Annotated in this window: 17 protein-coding genes; 8 read left to right on the top strand and 9 right to left on the bottom strand. The window is 72.2% G+C overall.

Features of this window, described 5'->3' with window-relative positions; all coding sequences use genetic code 11:
• Positions 1-71 precede the first annotated feature (71 nt).
• Entirely contained in the window at positions 72-1,247 is a 1,176-nt protein-coding gene (locus EV562_RS34145; RefSeq protein WP_133890755.1) for an ABC transporter permease, read from the bottom strand.
• Positions 1,244-2,155, bottom strand: a complete 912-nt coding sequence (locus tag EV562_RS34150) for an ATP-binding cassette domain-containing protein (RefSeq protein ID WP_133890756.1) — start codon at positions 2,153-2,155, stop codon at positions 1,244-1,246. Before EV562_RS34150 ends, EV562_RS34145 begins: the two co-directional genes overlap by 4 nt.
• Before the next feature lie 171 nt (positions 2,156-2,326).
• Here EV562_RS34150 and EV562_RS34155 point away from each other — a divergent pair, with 171 nt between their 5' ends.
• Entirely contained in the window at positions 2,327-2,749 is a 423-nt protein-coding gene (locus EV562_RS34155; RefSeq protein WP_133890757.1) for a hypothetical protein, read from the top strand.
• Positions 2,739-3,044 carry a transcriptional regulator gene (locus EV562_RS34160; RefSeq protein WP_243860316.1) on the top strand — a complete coding sequence of 102 codons (306 nt, stop codon included), beginning with the start codon at positions 2,739-2,741 and terminating at the stop codon, positions 3,042-3,044. Before EV562_RS34155 ends, EV562_RS34160 begins: the two co-directional genes overlap by 11 nt.
• A 78-nt stretch (positions 3,045-3,122) precedes the next feature.
• Here the strand turns inward: EV562_RS34160 and EV562_RS35260 are convergent, their stop codons facing one another.
• The 7 genes from EV562_RS35260 to lxmK form a co-directional block, all read right to left on the bottom strand.
• Positions 3,123-3,278 carry an LxmA leader domain family RiPP gene (locus tag EV562_RS35260; RefSeq protein ID WP_166662147.1) on the bottom strand — a complete coding sequence of 52 codons (156 nt, stop codon included), beginning with the start codon at positions 3,276-3,278 and terminating at the stop codon, positions 3,123-3,125.
• A 101-nt stretch (positions 3,279-3,379) separates the two neighbouring features.
• Entirely contained in the window at positions 3,380-3,535 is a 156-nt protein-coding gene (locus EV562_RS35265) for an LxmA leader domain family RiPP (protein WP_166662148.1), read from the bottom strand.
• A 333-nt stretch (positions 3,536-3,868) separates the two neighbouring features.
• Complete coding sequence (locus EV562_RS35270) at positions 3,869-4,033, bottom strand: LxmA leader domain family RiPP (RefSeq protein WP_166662149.1); 165 nt, start codon at positions 4,031-4,033, stop codon at positions 3,869-3,871.
• A gap of 1,470 nt (positions 4,034-5,503) precedes the next feature.
• Positions 5,504-5,671, bottom strand: a complete 168-nt coding sequence (locus EV562_RS35275) for a hypothetical protein (protein WP_166662150.1) — start codon at positions 5,669-5,671, stop codon at positions 5,504-5,506.
• A gap of 32 nt (positions 5,672-5,703) precedes the next feature.
• Positions 5,704-7,005, bottom strand: coding sequence for a tryptophan 7-halogenase (locus tag EV562_RS34165; RefSeq protein WP_133890758.1), 1,302 nt, complete (start codon positions 7,003-7,005; stop codon positions 5,704-5,706).
• 23 nt (positions 7,006-7,028) lie between these two features.
• Positions 7,029-7,997, bottom strand: coding sequence for a T3SS effector HopA1 family protein (locus tag EV562_RS35940; protein WP_133890759.1), 969 nt, complete (start codon positions 7,995-7,997; stop codon positions 7,029-7,031).
• 1 nt (position 7,998) lies between these two features.
• Positions 7,999-9,105 carry a class V lanthionine synthetase subunit LxmK gene (gene lxmK / locus EV562_RS34175; protein ID WP_133890760.1) on the bottom strand — a complete coding sequence of 369 codons (1,107 nt, stop codon included), beginning with the start codon at positions 9,103-9,105 and terminating at the stop codon, positions 7,999-8,001.
• A 158-nt stretch (positions 9,106-9,263) separates the two neighbouring features.
• Between lxmK and EV562_RS34180 the strand changes: the two genes are divergently transcribed.
• The 6 genes from EV562_RS34180 to EV562_RS35285 all read left to right on the top strand — a co-directional run bounded on the left by EV562_RS34180 (position 9,264) and on the right by EV562_RS35285 (position 15,051).
• Positions 9,264-10,535, top strand: a complete 1,272-nt coding sequence (locus EV562_RS34180) for a pitrilysin family protein (protein WP_133890761.1) — start codon at positions 9,264-9,266, stop codon at positions 10,533-10,535.
• Positions 10,532-11,776 (top strand): insulinase family protein, encoded by a 1,245-nt coding sequence (locus tag EV562_RS35945; protein ID WP_133890762.1) that lies wholly within the window; start codon positions 10,532-10,534, stop codon positions 11,774-11,776. The genes EV562_RS34180 and EV562_RS35945 overlap by 4 nt, the downstream gene beginning before the upstream one ends.
• Positions 11,777-11,868: 92 nt before the next feature.
• The gene (locus EV562_RS34190) at positions 11,869-12,846 is read left to right on the top strand and encodes an LLM class flavin-dependent oxidoreductase (protein ID WP_133890763.1); all 978 of its coding nucleotides are present in this window, start codon (positions 11,869-11,871) and stop codon (positions 12,844-12,846) included.
• Positions 12,843-13,457: a flavoprotein gene (locus EV562_RS34195; protein ID WP_133890764.1), complete on the top strand. Its 615-nt coding sequence runs from the start codon at positions 12,843-12,845 to the stop codon at positions 13,455-13,457. The genes EV562_RS34190 and EV562_RS34195 overlap by 4 nt, the downstream gene beginning before the upstream one ends.
• Positions 13,433-14,647, top strand: a complete 1,215-nt coding sequence (locus EV562_RS35280) for a hypothetical protein (protein ID WP_166662152.1) — start codon at positions 13,433-13,435, stop codon at positions 14,645-14,647. The genes EV562_RS34195 and EV562_RS35280 overlap by 25 nt, the downstream gene beginning before the upstream one ends.
• Before the next feature lie 89 nt (positions 14,648-14,736).
• A complete protein-coding gene (locus EV562_RS35285; RefSeq protein WP_279588525.1) occupies positions 14,737-15,051 on the top strand; it encodes a helix-turn-helix domain-containing protein in 315 nt (104 codons plus the stop codon).
• Positions 15,052-15,211 lie beyond the last annotated feature (160 nt).

Below are 15,211 nucleotides of genomic sequence, written 5' to 3' on the forward strand. Positions count from 1 at the left end.
CCAGGGGTCATACGGCGCCAGGGGTCATACGGCGCGCCGGGGGGCCGGGGCCGGGCCGGGGAGGGCCGGGGTCACGCGGCGAGAGCCTGGCGCCAGCGCACGGTGGCACCGATCTTGAGGATGGAGTTGCGGTAGACCCGGGACGCGAGCCACATGCAGCCGCCCACGGCGCACAGCATCACGGCGGCGGCCAGCACCTGCTGCGAGAGCGAGACGTTGCCGACGCCGGCCTGCAGGGGCATCAGCACGCCCGAGAAGGGCGGCAGATACTGCAGAACCTGCACCCACGGGGCGTCCAGGCTGCCGACGGCGGCGGCCGCGGCGCCGACCGGCAGCAGGGAGAACACCATGACCGGCATCAGGACGGACTGCAGATCCTCCGGCCTGGAGACCAGGGAACCCGCCGCGGCGAAGAGACCCGCGAACAGGGCGAACGACATCAGGAACCACACCAGGAGCGACACGACGGCCGTGGCGCCCGGCATCACACTGCTCCCCGCGCCGCCGAAAGCGCGCGCCGTGACCAGGGCCCCCACCAGGACGAGGATCTGAAGCACCGCCGTGGTGCCGATGCCGGCCACCTTCCCGGTCATCAGGCGCAGCGGTGTGAGGGTGGACAGCAGGACCTCGACGATGCGGGTGGACTTCTCCTCCACCACTCCCTGGGCGATCAGCGACCCCTGCCCGATGATCTGCATGAACAGGACGATCACCAGGCTGACCGCTGCCCCGACCTGCTTGCCCTGCAGGCTGTCCCCGACCGTCCGGACCCGGGGCAGGCTGCCGGACATGCTCTGCGTCAGACGCGGTACGTCGACGCCCTGCTCCCGGTAGGCCTTCTCCAGCGCCCAGTTCCGGGCCATCGCCGCGGCGGTGTCCTGTGCCCGCTGGTCGCTGTCGCCCCGGACCAGGACGGTGGCCTTTCCGGCCTCGACGGCCATGGCCGCATCGAGGTCCTTGTCCACGACCCCCTCGCGTGCCGCTTCCAGGCCCGTGCACGTGCTGATCTCGATGTCCGCGGGTGCGGCGGCGGGCTTCGCGGTGCCTGCACCGCAGGCGGCGACCTGGAGCGTTCTGGGCGCTCCCAGGTAGGACATGCCGAGCACGATGGCCCCCACGAGCACCACCATGATCAGCATTCCGGCGAAGTAGCCCTTGGAGGTCAGCCGGGCGGTCACTTCCCGCTGGTAGACCAGGCGTATGTCCCTGAGGGCGCCGGTCCGGTCGGTTGCGGCGTGTGCGGTCATCGGTCGGTGCCTTCCGTGGGCTCGAGCAGGTGGCGGAACGTCTCGGCGAGAGCGGGCCGGTGCCACACGAGGCGGCGGACCAGGCCGTGTCTCACGGCTTCCTCCAGCACGGCGTTCTCGTCGTGTCCGGGTGCGAGTTCGATCAGCACTCCGTCCTCGTGCGAGGTGTAGGAGGCGACAGCGGGGCAGTGGGCCGGCCAGTCCTCGCGGGCGCCGGCCACGTGCAGATCGAGGCGGGCGGTGCCGGCCGACCGCAGCTCGTCGGGGCTGCCGCACGCGGCCAGCCGCCCCTGGCGGATCACACCGACCCGGTCGCACAGGCGCTCCACCAGGTCCAGCTGGTGACTGGAGAAGAGGACGGGGACGCCGTCGGCCGCCTTCTCCTTGATGACCTGGGCCATGTCCTGGACCGCGATCGGGTCCAGGCCGGAGAAGGGCTCGTCCAGGATGAGGACGTCGGGATCGTGGACGAGAGCGATGGCGAGCTGTACACGCTGGCGGTTTCCCAGGCTGAGCGAGTCGATGGTCGACTCACGCCGCTCGGCCAGGTGCAGGCGCTCGGTCCACCGCAGCATCGCTTCGCGGGCGTCCGCCGCGCCGAGACCGTGCAGCCGGCCGAGATAGACCAGGTGCCTGGCGACCGTCATCCGGGGATACAGGCCGCGTTCTTCCGGCATGTAGCCGAAGCGGGTGCTGCCGTGGAGGCCGGCCGGCTCTCCGCCGTAGCGCACCTCGCCCGTGTCGGCCTCCAGCACCCCCACGGCTATGCGCATGGTGGTGGTCTTGCCTGCTCCGTTGCTGCCCACGAAGCCGAAGATCTCGCCGGGCGGCACGGTGAAGGAGAGGGAGTCGAGGGCGATGCGCTCCCCGTATCTCTTGGAGAGCGAGCTGATCTCCAGTGCTTTCACGTTGTCTCACTCCTGAACTCCGCCGGGTAGGGGCGGTGCGGGACTGCGGGCGGCTCCCGGGGGGTCCCGGGCCGGCGCGGCGGGCGCGGCGGGCGCGGACGGGAGGAGCCGGGCTCGTTTCCAGGAAGCTACTACTTGAAAGTCAGGAAAGTACATGCCAACATGGCAAACATGGACGCAGAACAAGCACGCAGTGCGCTCGATCAGGCCCGTCAGTCCTACGACGCCTCTGTGCAGCCGCAGTTGCCCGGATGGACGCCGCCCGTCTGCGGCGTTCTCGTGGCTGCCGCGGTAGCACTTGCCGGTCTCGGTCCCGAGAGCGGCTGGCTCAAGCTCGCCTCGGTCGCCGGGGGCGTGCTGTGCGCGGCGGCGGCCGCGGGGCTGCTCCTGGGGGTGCGGGCCCGCCAGGGCATCAGCGGGCTGCGCGGGCCGGCCCGCGAGAAGTGGCGGACGGTGGGCGTGTGCTGCATCGCCATCGTGGTCTCGGCCCTGGCCTCCAGCCCGGGCACCCGCTGGATCTACGTGGCCGTGGGCGTGGGACTCGGTGCCTACACCTGGGCGGCGCTGGGGAAACAGGTCCGCCGTGACAGGTGAGCACAGCCTGGACGACGCCTTCCGGACGGCCAACCGGCTCCGCATGGCCGCCTTCCTCTCGGGCTGCGACGAGGCGGAGTTCCGGGCGGTGCAGGAGTACTGCGGCCTGTCCGCCTCGAACCTCTCCAAGAACGTGAGCGCGCTGGACGAGCTCGGCTACCTCGCGGTCCGCAAGGGGCACGTGGGCAAGGTCCCGCGCACCTGGCTGGCGCTCACCGACCAGGGCCGCAAGGCCCTGCTCGGTCACCTGGCGGCCCTGCAGGACATCGCCGACAGCGCAGCGCGCCACGCGTGAGCCCCCACAACGCACGATCGGGGCACCGTGACCCCCCTGGGGAAGGCCGTTGGTGCCCCGTGCGCAGGCTGTGACGGGTCAGCAGCTGATGTCGTACGTCTTGGCCGAGGCGACGAACGACGCGACCGTGGCGGTGACGATCTCGATCGTGGCCGGCGCCTCGCCCAGAGCGGCCGCGGACAGCTCCGCGGCGTCGGTGTAGGCGGCGTAACCGGCGATGAGCTTCTCGTTCATGGAACCCATTCCCTCTTCGGACCGACGGGAGGGGCCGGCGATCTCACCGAGTTCGCCGGTCCTCCAGAGTGTCTAGGCGCGCGGCCTCCGGGCCGCGGCACTCAGCACTTGATGTCGTAGGTCTCCGCGGAGGCGACGAACGACGCGACGGTCGCGGTGACGATCTCGATCGTGGCCGGCGCCTCGTCCAGAGCGGCGGCGGACAGCTCCGCGGCGTCGGTGTAGGCGGCGTAACCGGCGATGAGCTTCTCGTTCATGACAGTGACCTCTCGGTTGAGGACGGGAGCTGGAGGGCTTTCCGACTCCCCGTCCGACACGGAAAACTTCCCAGGCCGGGCGAGCACTGTCGATGTTCAAGCTTCGCCGCAGTTTAACCAGGACCGGCTCTGGCCTGCGATGTTCTCCCCGATCCACAATCAACGCCGTAAGTTGGACAGACAGGCGGACCGCCGTAAACGCCACGGTGCGGTTCCCCGAAGATCTGGGGAACCGCACCGTGTGGGAAGCGCCGGCGAGCAGCCGGGACGGGGGTGGACCCGCCTGCTGTCTGCCGCCGCGCAGGCCGAAACGAGCCTGGTCTGATCCTTGGTTCAGCAGCCGACGTCGAAGGTGGCCGCGACGCTCGCGCCGGCCGAGGCCGCCGACAGGACCCAGCTGACGGACTCGACGGACGCCAGCGCCTCACCCAGGGCCGTCGTACCGAACTCGTCGGCGTCGGTGTAGGCGGCGTAACCGGCGATGAGCTTCTCGTTCATGACAGTGACCTCTCCGTTGAGGACGGGAGCGGGAGGGCTTTCCAACTCCCCGTCCGACACGAGAAATCTCTCAGGCCGGCCGAGCACTGTCGACGTCCCGCCACCGCCCGCGTTGAACCAGGACCGGCTCTGACCTGCAACGTTTCCGCCGATCAGCAACCGGTCCCATAGGTTGGAGCGCCGGATAGGCTGCCGTGAAACGCCACGGTGCGGCGTGATGCGATGCGGTGCGGTGCGGTGCGATGCGGTGCGGTGCGATGCGGTGCGTCAAGGCACCGGCGGACCGGCATCCGTTGTCCGCCCGTCGCCCGCCGTCTCCCTGCACGCCTCGGCGGCTGCGCCGTGCGCGCCGGCCGCCCCGGGCCCTGAGGAGATACCGGGCAGCGCTACGGCGTTGCCCCTCGCAGCCGTCCGGCAGCAGCGGCCCAGGACACCGTGCCCGACGTCGCCCGGGGGTGTGAGCAGAGGTGCCGGGCAGACCGCGACGCGCGGTGCCGAGGCGTGACGGCCTCGCCGGACGCCGGATGAGCACCCGCGGTCCTCCACCGGCACAGGGGTCAGGGACTCATGGGTTCACCCGGCGGGGCGTGACGGGAAGGAAGTTCCGGGCTCGCCGACGAAGAAGTCCGCGGCGGGCGCGCTGCCGAACGGGCCGCTCCCCCGCCTTCGCGTGCACCGCTCCCAAGAGGGCGCCGCGCTGTCGCGGACGAGGTCACGGCCGCCAGGAGGCGACTGGCGGAGTTCCGGGGCAGGACCGGGCCGTTGACGACTGCGCGCGGTCTCGGCCGCCGCTGCCGGCCCCGGGAGCGGGAGGCCGGGGGCCAGGGGGCCAGGGGGCCAGGGGGCCGGGGGGCCGGGGGCCGGGGATGCATACGGTGCACAGCCGGCGGGCAGGCCGGAGGCCGCACGAGGGAGGCCATGTCACTCAGCACAGCCGCGAGACGCGCCGGCCACGGCCGGCGGGCAACTGACCGCCCGCGCCTGCCCGTTGCGGTCAGGGGGGCGCACAGGACCCTCTGCTGCCGTCTTCTGACCGGGCGGGCCGGGGACCAGCGGCCGGGGGGCGGGCCAGCGGCCGGGGGCTGGGAGCCGGAGCCCAGCGGCCCGAAGCCGGGGGCCGGGGGCGAGCCAGGGGGCGGTGTCCGCGCACCTATGGGGACGCCCCGGCAGCTGACGGTCTCTTCGTGTTCGCGGCGGCGCGGACGCTGCGCCCGCGGAAGTGACCGCCCCCGGCCGGCATCCGGCCTCGCACGCGCCGCCCGGCCGGGGGCCCGGGTGCGCCACTGGCCACGCCTGCGGGCCCCGCACGCCTGCGGGCCGGTTGTCCGGCCGGCTCCGGCGGGGGCCCGGTGGGCCGCTCGTCTTCTGGCGGGGCCGGCCGGGGCCTGGCGCGAGGCTGCCGCGGGCAGGACTGAGAAAAGCGCTGCGGGTGCGGCTCCTGGCTGCTTCGAGGAGCCGCACCCGCCGTGATCAGTACACCCAGGCCGTGGGCAGCGCCGGGATGGTGGAGCGTCTGCTGCGCAGGCCGGTGCCGCAGCCGTCGTCGCTGCCCGTACCGGTGTCGTCGGAGGGGAAACACGTCAGAGCCGCACAGCGCATGTCACCCCGCGCCGGCCCGTGTGCCACCGGCTCGTCCATGGACATCACCCCCTGGGCACGCCAGGCCCGGCTCAGACCGCGGCGGCGGTGTCGGCGGACCTGGCCTGGGCCTGCTGCGCCCGCTCCGTCATGATGTCGCGCAGGCCGTCCATGCCCATGGGGTCGAAGTCGACCAGGTCGGCCACCGCGCCGATGCCGGAGATGAGCGAGACGAAACCGACCCTGGAGGACTCGGTGTACATCTGGGTGATCTCACGCGCCCGCTCCATGTACTCCTCCCGCAGCCGGGAGGGGTCCATGAAGAACCGCACGTACAGCAGGACGTCCCTGAACAGCTGCCGGTAGACGGCGTCGAACCGCTGCAGCGCGTGCTGTTCGCCGGCCGGGTCGGCCAGTGCCGAGTCGAGGGCGCGCGCCGCCAGCCAGGCGCCGGAGGTGCCCAGCCAGATGCCCGAGGAGAACAGGGGGTCGATGAACGCCGCCGAGTCCCCGACCGCCACCCAGCCCGGCCCGTAGAAGGTGTCGCTGAGGTGGGACCAGTCCCGTGCGGTGTTCATCTCCTGCGGGGTGTCGCCGGGGTCCACCATCGTCTTGGCTATGTTGCTGGCCGCCAGGCCCTCAAGGAACACCTCCCGCTGGCTCCTGCCCTGCTGGACGGCTTGCGCCAGCCGCTCGGCGGGCAGGACGAAGCCCAGGCTGAGCTTGTCCTTCGACAGCGGGATGCCCCAGAACCATCCGCCGCCGTCGACCGCCTCGACGAGGATGTCCTGGTCGTGCTCGATCGGCGTGTAGGTGTCGAAGTAGCCCCACACCGCGACGTTGCGCAGGTCCTCCTGCCACTGCGTGCTGGTCGTCTTGCGGGAGACGGTGCGGGCCTGTCCCGAGGCGTCGACCACGTAGCGGCTGGTGACCTGGTGCTTCTTGCCCCCGTGCGTGTAGACGAGGCCCGTCACCGTGCCGGTGCCGGCGCCGGTCACCTCGCTGACGTGCGCTTCCTCCACGACCGTCGCGCCCAGGGAGCGGGCGTTGTTGAGCATCAGCTCGTCGAACTCGCTGCGGGTGACGTGCCAGGCGTGGCTGTAGACGCTGCTGGCGGAGGAGAAGTCGCTGCGCCAGGGCTGCGGGTCCGATCCCCAGCGCAGGGAGATGCCGGTCTTGTGCTGGAAGCGCCGGTCCAGTTCCTCGACCAGGCCGAGTTCTGTCAGCAGCGGTGTCATGCCGGTGACCAGGGACTCACCGATGTGGTAGCGGGGGAACCGCTCGCGCTCCAGGATCAGGACCCGGTGGCCGGCCTTGGCGAGGAGGCCGCCGACCGTGGATCCGGAGGGGCCGCCGCCGACCACGACCACGTCATAGCTCTGGATGTCAGACATACCAAGAAGTCCCTTCTGAGGGGTCAGGACGGCCGGAGGACGTCGGTGACGGGAGAGGAGAGGTTGCGGGCCGGCTCGGCGGGGTCGATGCCCGCGTCGAGGAAGGCCGAGGCGATGGTGTCGGCCAGCGGCTCCTGCTCGCCGGCCGGCGCCGTGGCGTGCTGGACCAGGGCGTCGGCGAACACCTGCGTGCGGTGCTGTCCGAAGCTCAGCTCCTGGCGCGCACGGCGCGGGTCGTCGGGCTCGAAGGCGCAGCCGACCGAGGCGGTGACGGCGCGGGTGAAGGGCGAGGTGCCTGCGGCGAGCAGTCCGGTCTCCTCCAGCATGTGCGCGCAGGCGCGGGCGATGCGCCACGAGGGGCGGGGCAGGTAGACGACCACGGCGTCCTTGCGGGGGTACACCAGGGGCGAGGAGGCGATCTTCGCCTGCCAGGGGACGCCCGCGTCCTCCAGGAAGGCGACCAGCGCACCCCATACCCGGGGGGCCGCGTCCGCCGTGTCCATGTGCCCGTAGATCCGCAGCAGGGGGCCTCGGCCGGCGGGGGCGGGCCGGCTGGAGTGGGCGAAGAAGAAGCCGGAGGAGAGGCCGGGCCTGGCGCCGGGGAGCGTCACGGTGACGTGCTCGCCGGAGCGCGAGAGCACCTTGTCGTCGGGGACGCGTACCCGCAGCCCGTCCAGGACCACCACCGTGTGGTCGGCGGCCTGCGAGTGCACGCGCCCCGCAGCATGCGTGGTCAGCGGGCCGGTGGCCTGGTCGAGTGCGGCGTCCAGGGCGGCGTTGCGCAGCGAACGGGGCCTGATGTCCAGCGGCTTGTCACGGCCGGAGTGCAGGGTGTCGTACAGGACGGAGGACAGGCGGCGGGCCAGTGCCTGCGGGGTGTCCGCTTCGTAGGTCTCGCCGGCGGTTTCGGCCTTGAGGCCTCCCGGGGTGACGGTGACCTGCTGGGCCAGCGCCGCGATGTGCCCGGCCAGGCCGAGGTTTCCGTGCAGCATGTCAGGCCTCCAGGCCCAGGGACGAGGTGAATTCGGCCGGGTCCAGCAGGACGGTGCGCCCGATGCCCGCCGCCGCCTTGGACACGGGTGACAGCCGGGTGGCGGAGCTCGCCGTGGCCAGCATGCGGTCCAGCATGTGCCAGCCGGCGTACGCGGCGGCTCTCACCGCGAGTTCCGTGTCCTGCCGGACGGCGGCCGGGGCGTGCTCGAGGTAGGCGCGGTAGAAGCGGCGGACGAGGGGGCTGCGCTGCTCGATCTCTCCCACCCCGGTGGCGATGATCTCCTCGTGGGTGGGGACGTGCCCGGCCGGGGACGATTCGGCCAGGGTCACCGGGATGCTGCGGGCGGCCTGGAAGAGCCACTCGCCCGCGAACGCGCCTATGTCCCGGGCGGGGTCGCCGATACGGGCCTCTTCGAAGTCCGTCAGGTACAGCTCTCCCTGGGCCAGCAGGAACTGGTCGAGGCGCATGTCGCCGTGCAGGGGGCAGCGGGAGGGCAGGGAGGCGTCGTCGCTGTGCCGCAGGCGGCGTACGGCGTCGGCGAGGTCCGGGTCGCCGTGCATCAGCCGCCAGGTGGCCAGTTCCGCGGCCGTCGCATCCGTGTAGAAGTCGTAGGGCACCGCCTGGAGGTTCGCGGTGGGCGGGAGCGGGTGCGCGGCACAGTCGAACCCTGCGGGATCAAGCCCGTGCACCGCGGCCACGGCTTTGCCGGCGCGTGCGCACAGCGTCTCGTCGAACGCGTTGTCGGCGGCCAGTTCCGCCCCGCTCCGGCCGTCGGAGAGCCGGCTGAACACCAGCAGTCCGTTCTCCTCGTCGGCTCCGATCAGCTGAGGCGTCGTCACGCTGTTCTCGGCCGCGGAACAGAACGCCGTGGTGCGGGACATCCGTATGTTCCGGTCGGGCCCGTTGAAACGCTTGACGAATACGCTGCTGCCGCCGGCGGTGTTTCCGCTCCAGTTGTCGTTGCGTCCCAGAGATGTCGTCACCGTGGTCCGGTCGAACGATCCCACTCCGAGCTGCGTGAGCAGTGCATCGACCTCCGGAACACTGTCAAGATCGACCGGTGCGAACCGGTGGGATCCGTTTCGGGCACGGTTTTCTGTCTCCATGCCAGGAGATTAAGGAGGCGCCGCGGGCGGCAGCAACTCCCAATTTTCGGTGTTCGTTGAAGCTGTGCCGGGAATATGGGCGCTCCGCTGCGAGGACGGGCAGCCGCCGGTCAAGTAATGGTTGAGGTGCCGGTGGCGGCGCGGTTCTAATCTTGGCCATGTCGGATGCCATCGCACACACGACACTCGCGAACGGGCTGCGCGTCGTGGCCCAGCGGGTCGAGGGAGCCTCCGGAGTCGGAGTCTCCGTGAACTACCGGGTCGGTTTCCGGAGCGAAAAGCCCACGCGTTCAGGATTCGCCCACCTCTTCGAGCACATGATGTTCCAGGGTTCGAAGAACACGGCGCCCGGGGAGCATTTCTCCATTGTTCAGGCATGCGGCGGAGTCGTCAACGGAAACACGTTTCCCGATTCGACCGACTACTATCAGGTCGTTCCGGCGGAAGCGTTGCAGACGGTCCTGGCGCTCGAGGCGGACCGTATGGGATTTCTGGCCATCTCCCCTGACCTGCTGGCCACCCAGCGCGCCGTGGTGAAGGAAGAGATACGTCTGCAGGTCACCGGCAAGCCCTACGGGGGCTTTCCCTGGACCGTCCTGCCCGGCGTGATGTTCGACCGGTGGGAGAACACGCACAACGGGTTCGGGGAGATGGCCGACCTCGATGCCGCCACGGCCGAGGACTGCCGTGCCTTCTTCCGCCTGCACTACGCACCGGGCAACGCGGTCCTGGCCGTCTGCGGGGACTGCGACCCCGAACAGGCCCTCGCCCTGGCCCGCGTGGCCTTCGCCGAGGTCGCCGGGCGTGCGGCGCCGGCGCCGCACGATCCCGACGAGCCGCCCGGCACGGACGAGCGCCGGGGCACCTGCCACGACCCGCTGGCCCCCCAGCCCGCGTGGGCACTGGGCACCCGGCTTCCCGACGCACGCCGTGACCTGCGGGGATACGCGGCCCACATGGCCCTGTCCCACCTGCTCACCACCGGAAGCAACGCCAGAGTGCGTACCGCCCTGGCCGCGCTGGGTGCGAAGGCGGACTCGGCCACCGGCTACTTCGGGCCGCTCACCGTCGTCCACCCCGACACCTTCGTCATCGTCGCCCACCACCCGCCGGGCCGGGCGGACAAGACGGAGGAGACCGTCAAGAACCAGCTGCGCGACGTGGCCGAGGGAGCGGCCCGCGGAGCGGAGACGGCCCGGGCCGTGGCCCGCACCCGCACCGGTCTCTACCGGGACTTCGACTCCCCCGCCTACCGGGCCCGGTTCCTGGCCCGGGGCGCGCTCCTGTTCGGCCGGGCCGGCATCGGCGAGGACCTCGCGCAGCACGTCGGGGACCTCACCGACGGCGACATCGCGGCGGCCGCGGCCCGGGTGTCCTCCCCCGCGGGCAGGGCGCTGCTGAACCTGCTGCCCAAGGAGATGCCGCGATGAGCGCGCCCGCCCCGGAACTCGTCACCGCCACCGCCGCCGGCGGGCTCACCGTCACCGCCACCGCGCTCAGCACCGTCCCCCTGCTGCAGGCACGGCTCGCCATCCGCCTGCGCCTGGACACCCCGGCCGACCTCGCGGTGTCGGACGTGCTGGCCGCATGCCTGTCGCTGCACCCGGCCACCGCCCGCCTGGAACAGGTGGGCGGCATCGCCAGCGTCAGCCGCAGACGCGACTGGCTGATGCTGGGCCTGCACGCCGCCACCGAACACCAGCCCCTGATCGCCGGCACCCTCGCCGCACTCGTCGGCGCGGCCCTCAGCGACGGCCTCGTCAGCCGTGCCGTCACCCTGGTGACCCAGCAGGCGTCCCTGACCGCCTCCCAGCCCGCCGTCCACGCCACCCGCCGCATGTGGTCCCAGTACTTCGGGCACCTGCCCCCGGCCCTCGACCCCTGCCCCGACCCCGCACTGACCGCACGGATCACCCGGCAGGAAGTCACCGCGGCCCTCCACCGGTTCGTCACCCCCCGGCACGCCCACCTCGCCCTCGTGGGCGACACCCGGCCGCACGAAGCGGCTGCCCGCTTCTCGGCGGCCCTGGCCCACTGGAAACCGGCGGCCCGCCACGACGACGGGCCGGACCCGCTCCGTGCCCCGGTGCCGGCGCCCGGCATCACCAGCAGCCACCGCCCCGGCCAGGACCAGACACAGATCCGCCTCATCGCCCCCGGCCCCCCGCGCACCAGCGTCGCGGACTTCGCCGCGCACCAGGCGGCCGCGACCGTACTGGGCGGCAGCTTCTCCTCCCGGATCAACACCGTGCTGCGCGAACAGCACGGTCTGGCCTACCGGTGCCGGGCGGGAACCGACTACGCCGGCCGCGACTTCACCGTCATCGAGGCCGACGTGCATACCCGCCATGCCGGGCAGGCGGTGCGCCTGCTGATGGACCTGACCGGAAAGTTCGCCGCCACGGGCCCCACCGAGGAAGAACTCCGCGCGGCCCGCGGCTTCCTCACCGGCGCCTACACCATCAACACCGGCTCGCAGAGCGGCAGAGCCTCCCTGCTGACCGCCGCCCTCACCCAGGACCTGCCCCCCAGCGCCCTCACCGACGTCCCCCGGGCCCTGGCCGCGCTCACCGCCGCCGACGTCCGCGCGGCAGCCGGCCGCTACCGGCCCGCGCTCCTCAGCGGCGTCGTCTGCGGAGACGCCACCGACCACCCCGGCCAGTGGCGCTAGCCGCCGCGGCGCCCGGGCCGAGAACACGCGGGTCGTGCCCCGCCCACCGGGCCGCCCGCAACCAGCAGCGAAGTACGAGCGAAGGACAACCCATGCCCACCGTCAGCGTCATGTACCCGGCCATGCCCACCACCCTCGGCGACGTCCTGCCCTATGCCCGCGTGGCCGAGAACACCTCCGGGCGGCGCCTGTGGCTCGGCCAGTCGTTCACCATCGAGACCCACACCGTCTTCGCCGCCCTGACCGGCATGGGCATCGACGTCGGATTCGGAACCGCCGTCACCCTCATGCCCCTGCGCCACCCCATGACCGCGGCCGTCAACGCACGCTCCGTCGCGGCCCTGTCCGGGCACACCTACATCAGCGGCCTCGGACCGGGCGGCAGGGAACTCCAGCGCCGCGTCAACGGACGGCCCTACGACAAGCCCGTCACCGCCGCCCGCCACTACATCCGGATGATGCGCACCCTGCTCGACGGAAGCATGGCCACCGACGACGGGCCCTGGCAGACCGAAGGCATCGAGATCGCCGCACTCGACACCCCGGCGGTGGAGATCGGCCTGGGAGTACTGCGCCTTCCCATGGCGCGGCTGGCCGGCGAGGCCGCCGACTGGGCCATCACCTGGCTGACCCCCCTCGGTTTCCTGCGCGAGCGCCTGGTGCCCGCCATGGAGGAAGCCGCCCGGGCCGCAGGCCGCCCCGCCCGCCCCAAAGTCGCCAGCGTCGTCCACTGCGCCCTCGCCCGCCCCGGCCGCAACCTCCAGCAGATCTCCCTCAAAGCGGTCGGACCGCACCTGATCGCCCCCCACTACACCGACATGCTCAACCAGGCGGGCATACCCGTCGACCGCTCCGACCCGGCCGCCGGCGCACAACTGCTGATCGACCACAACCTCTTCGCCACCGGCACCGCCGACGACATCGCCGACACCATCACCGCCTACCACCAGGCAGGCATCGACGACGTCATCGTCAACGTGTGCGGCCTGCACATGCACGAAGGGCCCGGCGCCGCCATCCGCGACCTCACCGCCATCACCACCGCCTTCGCCCGCCGGAGCACCCGATGACGGCACCCCTGTCCCCGCCGGCCGCCGCCACTCCCCCCTTCCACGGCAAACGGCTCCTCTACCTCACCACCGGCGGCATCCAGGCCATGCTCCTGCCGAACTGGCTGAGCTGGCTGCGTACCCACTACCCGCACACCGAGGTCCGCAGCGTCCTCACCCCCTCCGCCCGGCGCTTCGTGGGCACCACGGCCGTCGCCGCGGTCGGCGGAGGGGGCCTGCCCACCATCGACGTCTGGCCCGACGAACCCGACCGTGCCCTGCACGTCCACCTCGCCGCCTGGCCCGACGCGGTCCTCGTCCACCCCGCCACCATGCACTTCATCGCCCGCCTGTCGCTGGGACTCGCCGACACCCCGGCCCTGCTGGCACTCCAGTGCACCCGGGCCCCCATCGTGATCTGCCCCTCCCTGCCCCCCGACGGGCACCACAACCCGGCCTACCAGCGCCACATCCTCGAACTGTCCGAACGCGAGAACGTCACGGTCCTGCCGCCCGTGAACGGAACCAGCGTGACAACCGGCCAGGAAGGCATCGGCAGCGCCGCCTTCCTGCCTCACGCCCTCAGCGCCCTGGAGGACCTGCGCGCATGGACCCAGCACGACGCCTCATGACCACGGCCGGCCACCCACCCCGGACCACCGGCCACCCCACCGGACCACAGACCAGCCAGCCGGCCCGGCGCCCCGAAGACGCGGCCCGTTACAAGCCCCCGGCCAGTTACACACCCCCGACCACAGGCCACACCACCGGACCACAGACCACCCAGCCCACCCGGGACCCCCAGGGCGCGGACAGCAACACGCCCGAGACCACGGGCCACACCACCGGACCACAGACCACCCAGCCGGCCCGGTGTTCCGAGGGCGCGGCCGGTTACGGGCCCGAGATCGCGGTCTACGGCACCGGGCTGCAGACCACCCGCCTGACGCGGTGTCCCCAGGGCGGCGTCCACTGGCAGCACACCCGCGGACGCAACCACCCCGCCCCCTACCCGAGGATCCCGGCCGGCTTCGCCGCACGCGCACTGCAGGCCTCCGACGACACCCTCCGCTTCGCCACCCCGCTGCACGCGGACGGCCACAGCGCCACCTGGCACACCACCGGCACCCGCAGCGCCGCCCGAGTCCTTCTCGACCAGGACGGGTCCGGACCACCGCTCGCCCCCCTCCTCGCCTCCCTCGGCGCCCGGCTGAAAATCCTCCACACCCCCGGCCCCACACCGCCCCCCGACGCATACGCCCTGCCGCCCGGCCTGGCCCGGCTGCGCCCATGGCTCGCACAGGGCCGCGGCACCCGCGCCGGAGCCGGCTTCCACTACCGCCTGCGCACCCAGCTCGGCACCGAACGCCTGTCCAAACTGCGTGACTTCACCGAAACCCTGCTCCAGCCCACCGCCCAGGACACCGTCCTGCACGGCTGGCTCACCCTCGGCAACATCATCCCGCCCCACACACCCGGCCCCCGCACACCGGCCACCGTCCTGTCCGGCACCGAGGCAGCCCACGGCCGGCCCGAAGCGGACCTGGCCAGCATCGTCGGCGAAATCGAGGAATTCCGGCGCACAGCGGAACTCTCCGGCCACCCCGACCCCGCACTGGGCGACCTCACCACCGCCTTCCTCCACCACTACGGACCCGGCTACGACCCCGGCGTCCTCGCCGCCGGCGCCGTGGTCCGCATCGCCACCCACGCACACGACTTCGCCAACTACGTCGGCTGGCACCCCAGCCTCCACACCTACATCCCGATGCTGGCCGACCTCCTCGACAGCGACGGCACCACCTGCCTCCCACCCCGCTGACAGACAGGACCACCCGCCCCGCAAACCCCAGCCGCAGCAGACAGAAGGACGCCGTGTCGCCGCAACCCGTCATCCCGCCCCAGGAAAAGGTGCGCCTCGTGCTGGACCTGCTGTGCAAGCGCCTCACCCTCTCCCAGGCCGCGCAGCAGGCCGGCGTCTCGCCCCAGGCCGTGGCCAACTGGCGCCGCCAGTTCGTCACCGCCGGACAGGACAGCCTGCAGCCACAGGCCCGCCAGACCAAAGAAGCCGACCGCGAACGCCAGCTCCGCAACGAGATCGTGCTCCTCAAAGCCGCACTCGGCGACGCCCACCTCGCCCTGCGGCAACAACGCAGCGAATTCACCCGCAGACCCGGCCTGCCCGGCAGCTTCCGCCCAGGCCCTGCACGCGGCTCCCTGCTCTAACCCCCCACCCCCTCCAGTGCGACACCCCGCACCCGCCCCCTACCACCACCACCGGCCCTGCCACCACCACCCTCACCGACACCACCACCGTCGGCACTGACACCACCGCCGGCCCAGCCACCACCACCCTCACTGCCGCCACCGCCGGCCCTGACACCAC

It is taken from the genome of Streptomyces sp. BK208 (assembly GCF_004364245.1).
Lineage (GTDB): Bacteria > Actinomycetota > Actinomycetes > Streptomycetales > Streptomycetaceae > Streptomyces.

Excerpts from the sequence above, each read along its gene's own strand:
- EV562_RS35265 (WP_166662148.1), bottom strand. The coding sequence starts at position 3,535 with ATGAACGAGAAGCTCATCGCCGGTTACGCCGCCTACACCGACGCCGCG.
- EV562_RS34155 (WP_133890757.1), top strand. The coding sequence starts at position 2,327 with ATGGACGCAGAACAAGCACGCAGTGCGCTCGATCAGGCCCGTCAGTCC.
- EV562_RS35270 (WP_166662149.1), bottom strand. The coding sequence starts at position 4,033 with ATGAACGAGAAGCTCATCGCCGGTTACGCCGCCTACACCGACGCCGAC.
- EV562_RS34165 (WP_133890758.1), bottom strand. The coding sequence starts at position 7,005 with ATGTCTGACATCCAGAGCTATGACGTGGTCGTGGTCGGCGGCGGCCCC.
- EV562_RS34190 (WP_133890763.1), top strand. The coding sequence starts at position 11,869 with ATGCCCACCGTCAGCGTCATGTACCCGGCCATGCCCACCACCCTCGGC.
- EV562_RS35260 (WP_166662147.1), bottom strand. The coding sequence starts at position 3,278 with ATGAACGAGAAGCTCATCGCCGGTTACGCCGCCTACACCGACGCCGCG.
- EV562_RS34180 (WP_133890761.1), top strand. The coding sequence starts at position 9,264 with ATGTCGGATGCCATCGCACACACGACACTCGCGAACGGGCTGCGCGTC.
- EV562_RS35940 (WP_133890759.1), bottom strand. The coding sequence starts at position 7,997 with ATGCTGCACGGAAACCTCGGCCTGGCCGGGCACATCGCGGCGCTGGCC.
- lxmK (WP_133890760.1), bottom strand. The coding sequence starts at position 9,105 with ATGGAGACAGAAAACCGTGCCCGAAACGGATCCCACCGGTTCGCACCG.
- EV562_RS35280 (WP_166662152.1), top strand. The coding sequence starts at position 13,433 with ATGGACCCAGCACGACGCCTCATGACCACGGCCGGCCACCCACCCCGG.
- EV562_RS35945 (WP_133890762.1), top strand. The coding sequence starts at position 10,532 with ATGAGCGCGCCCGCCCCGGAACTCGTCACCGCCACCGCCGCCGGCGGG.
- EV562_RS34145 (WP_133890755.1), bottom strand. The coding sequence starts at position 1,247 with ATGACCGCACACGCCGCAACCGACCGGACCGGCGCCCTCAGGGACATA.
- EV562_RS34195 (WP_133890764.1), top strand. The coding sequence starts at position 12,843 with ATGACGGCACCCCTGTCCCCGCCGGCCGCCGCCACTCCCCCCTTCCAC.
- EV562_RS35275 (WP_166662150.1), bottom strand. The coding sequence starts at position 5,671 with ATGGACGAGCCGGTGGCACACGGGCCGGCGCGGGGTGACATGCGCTGT.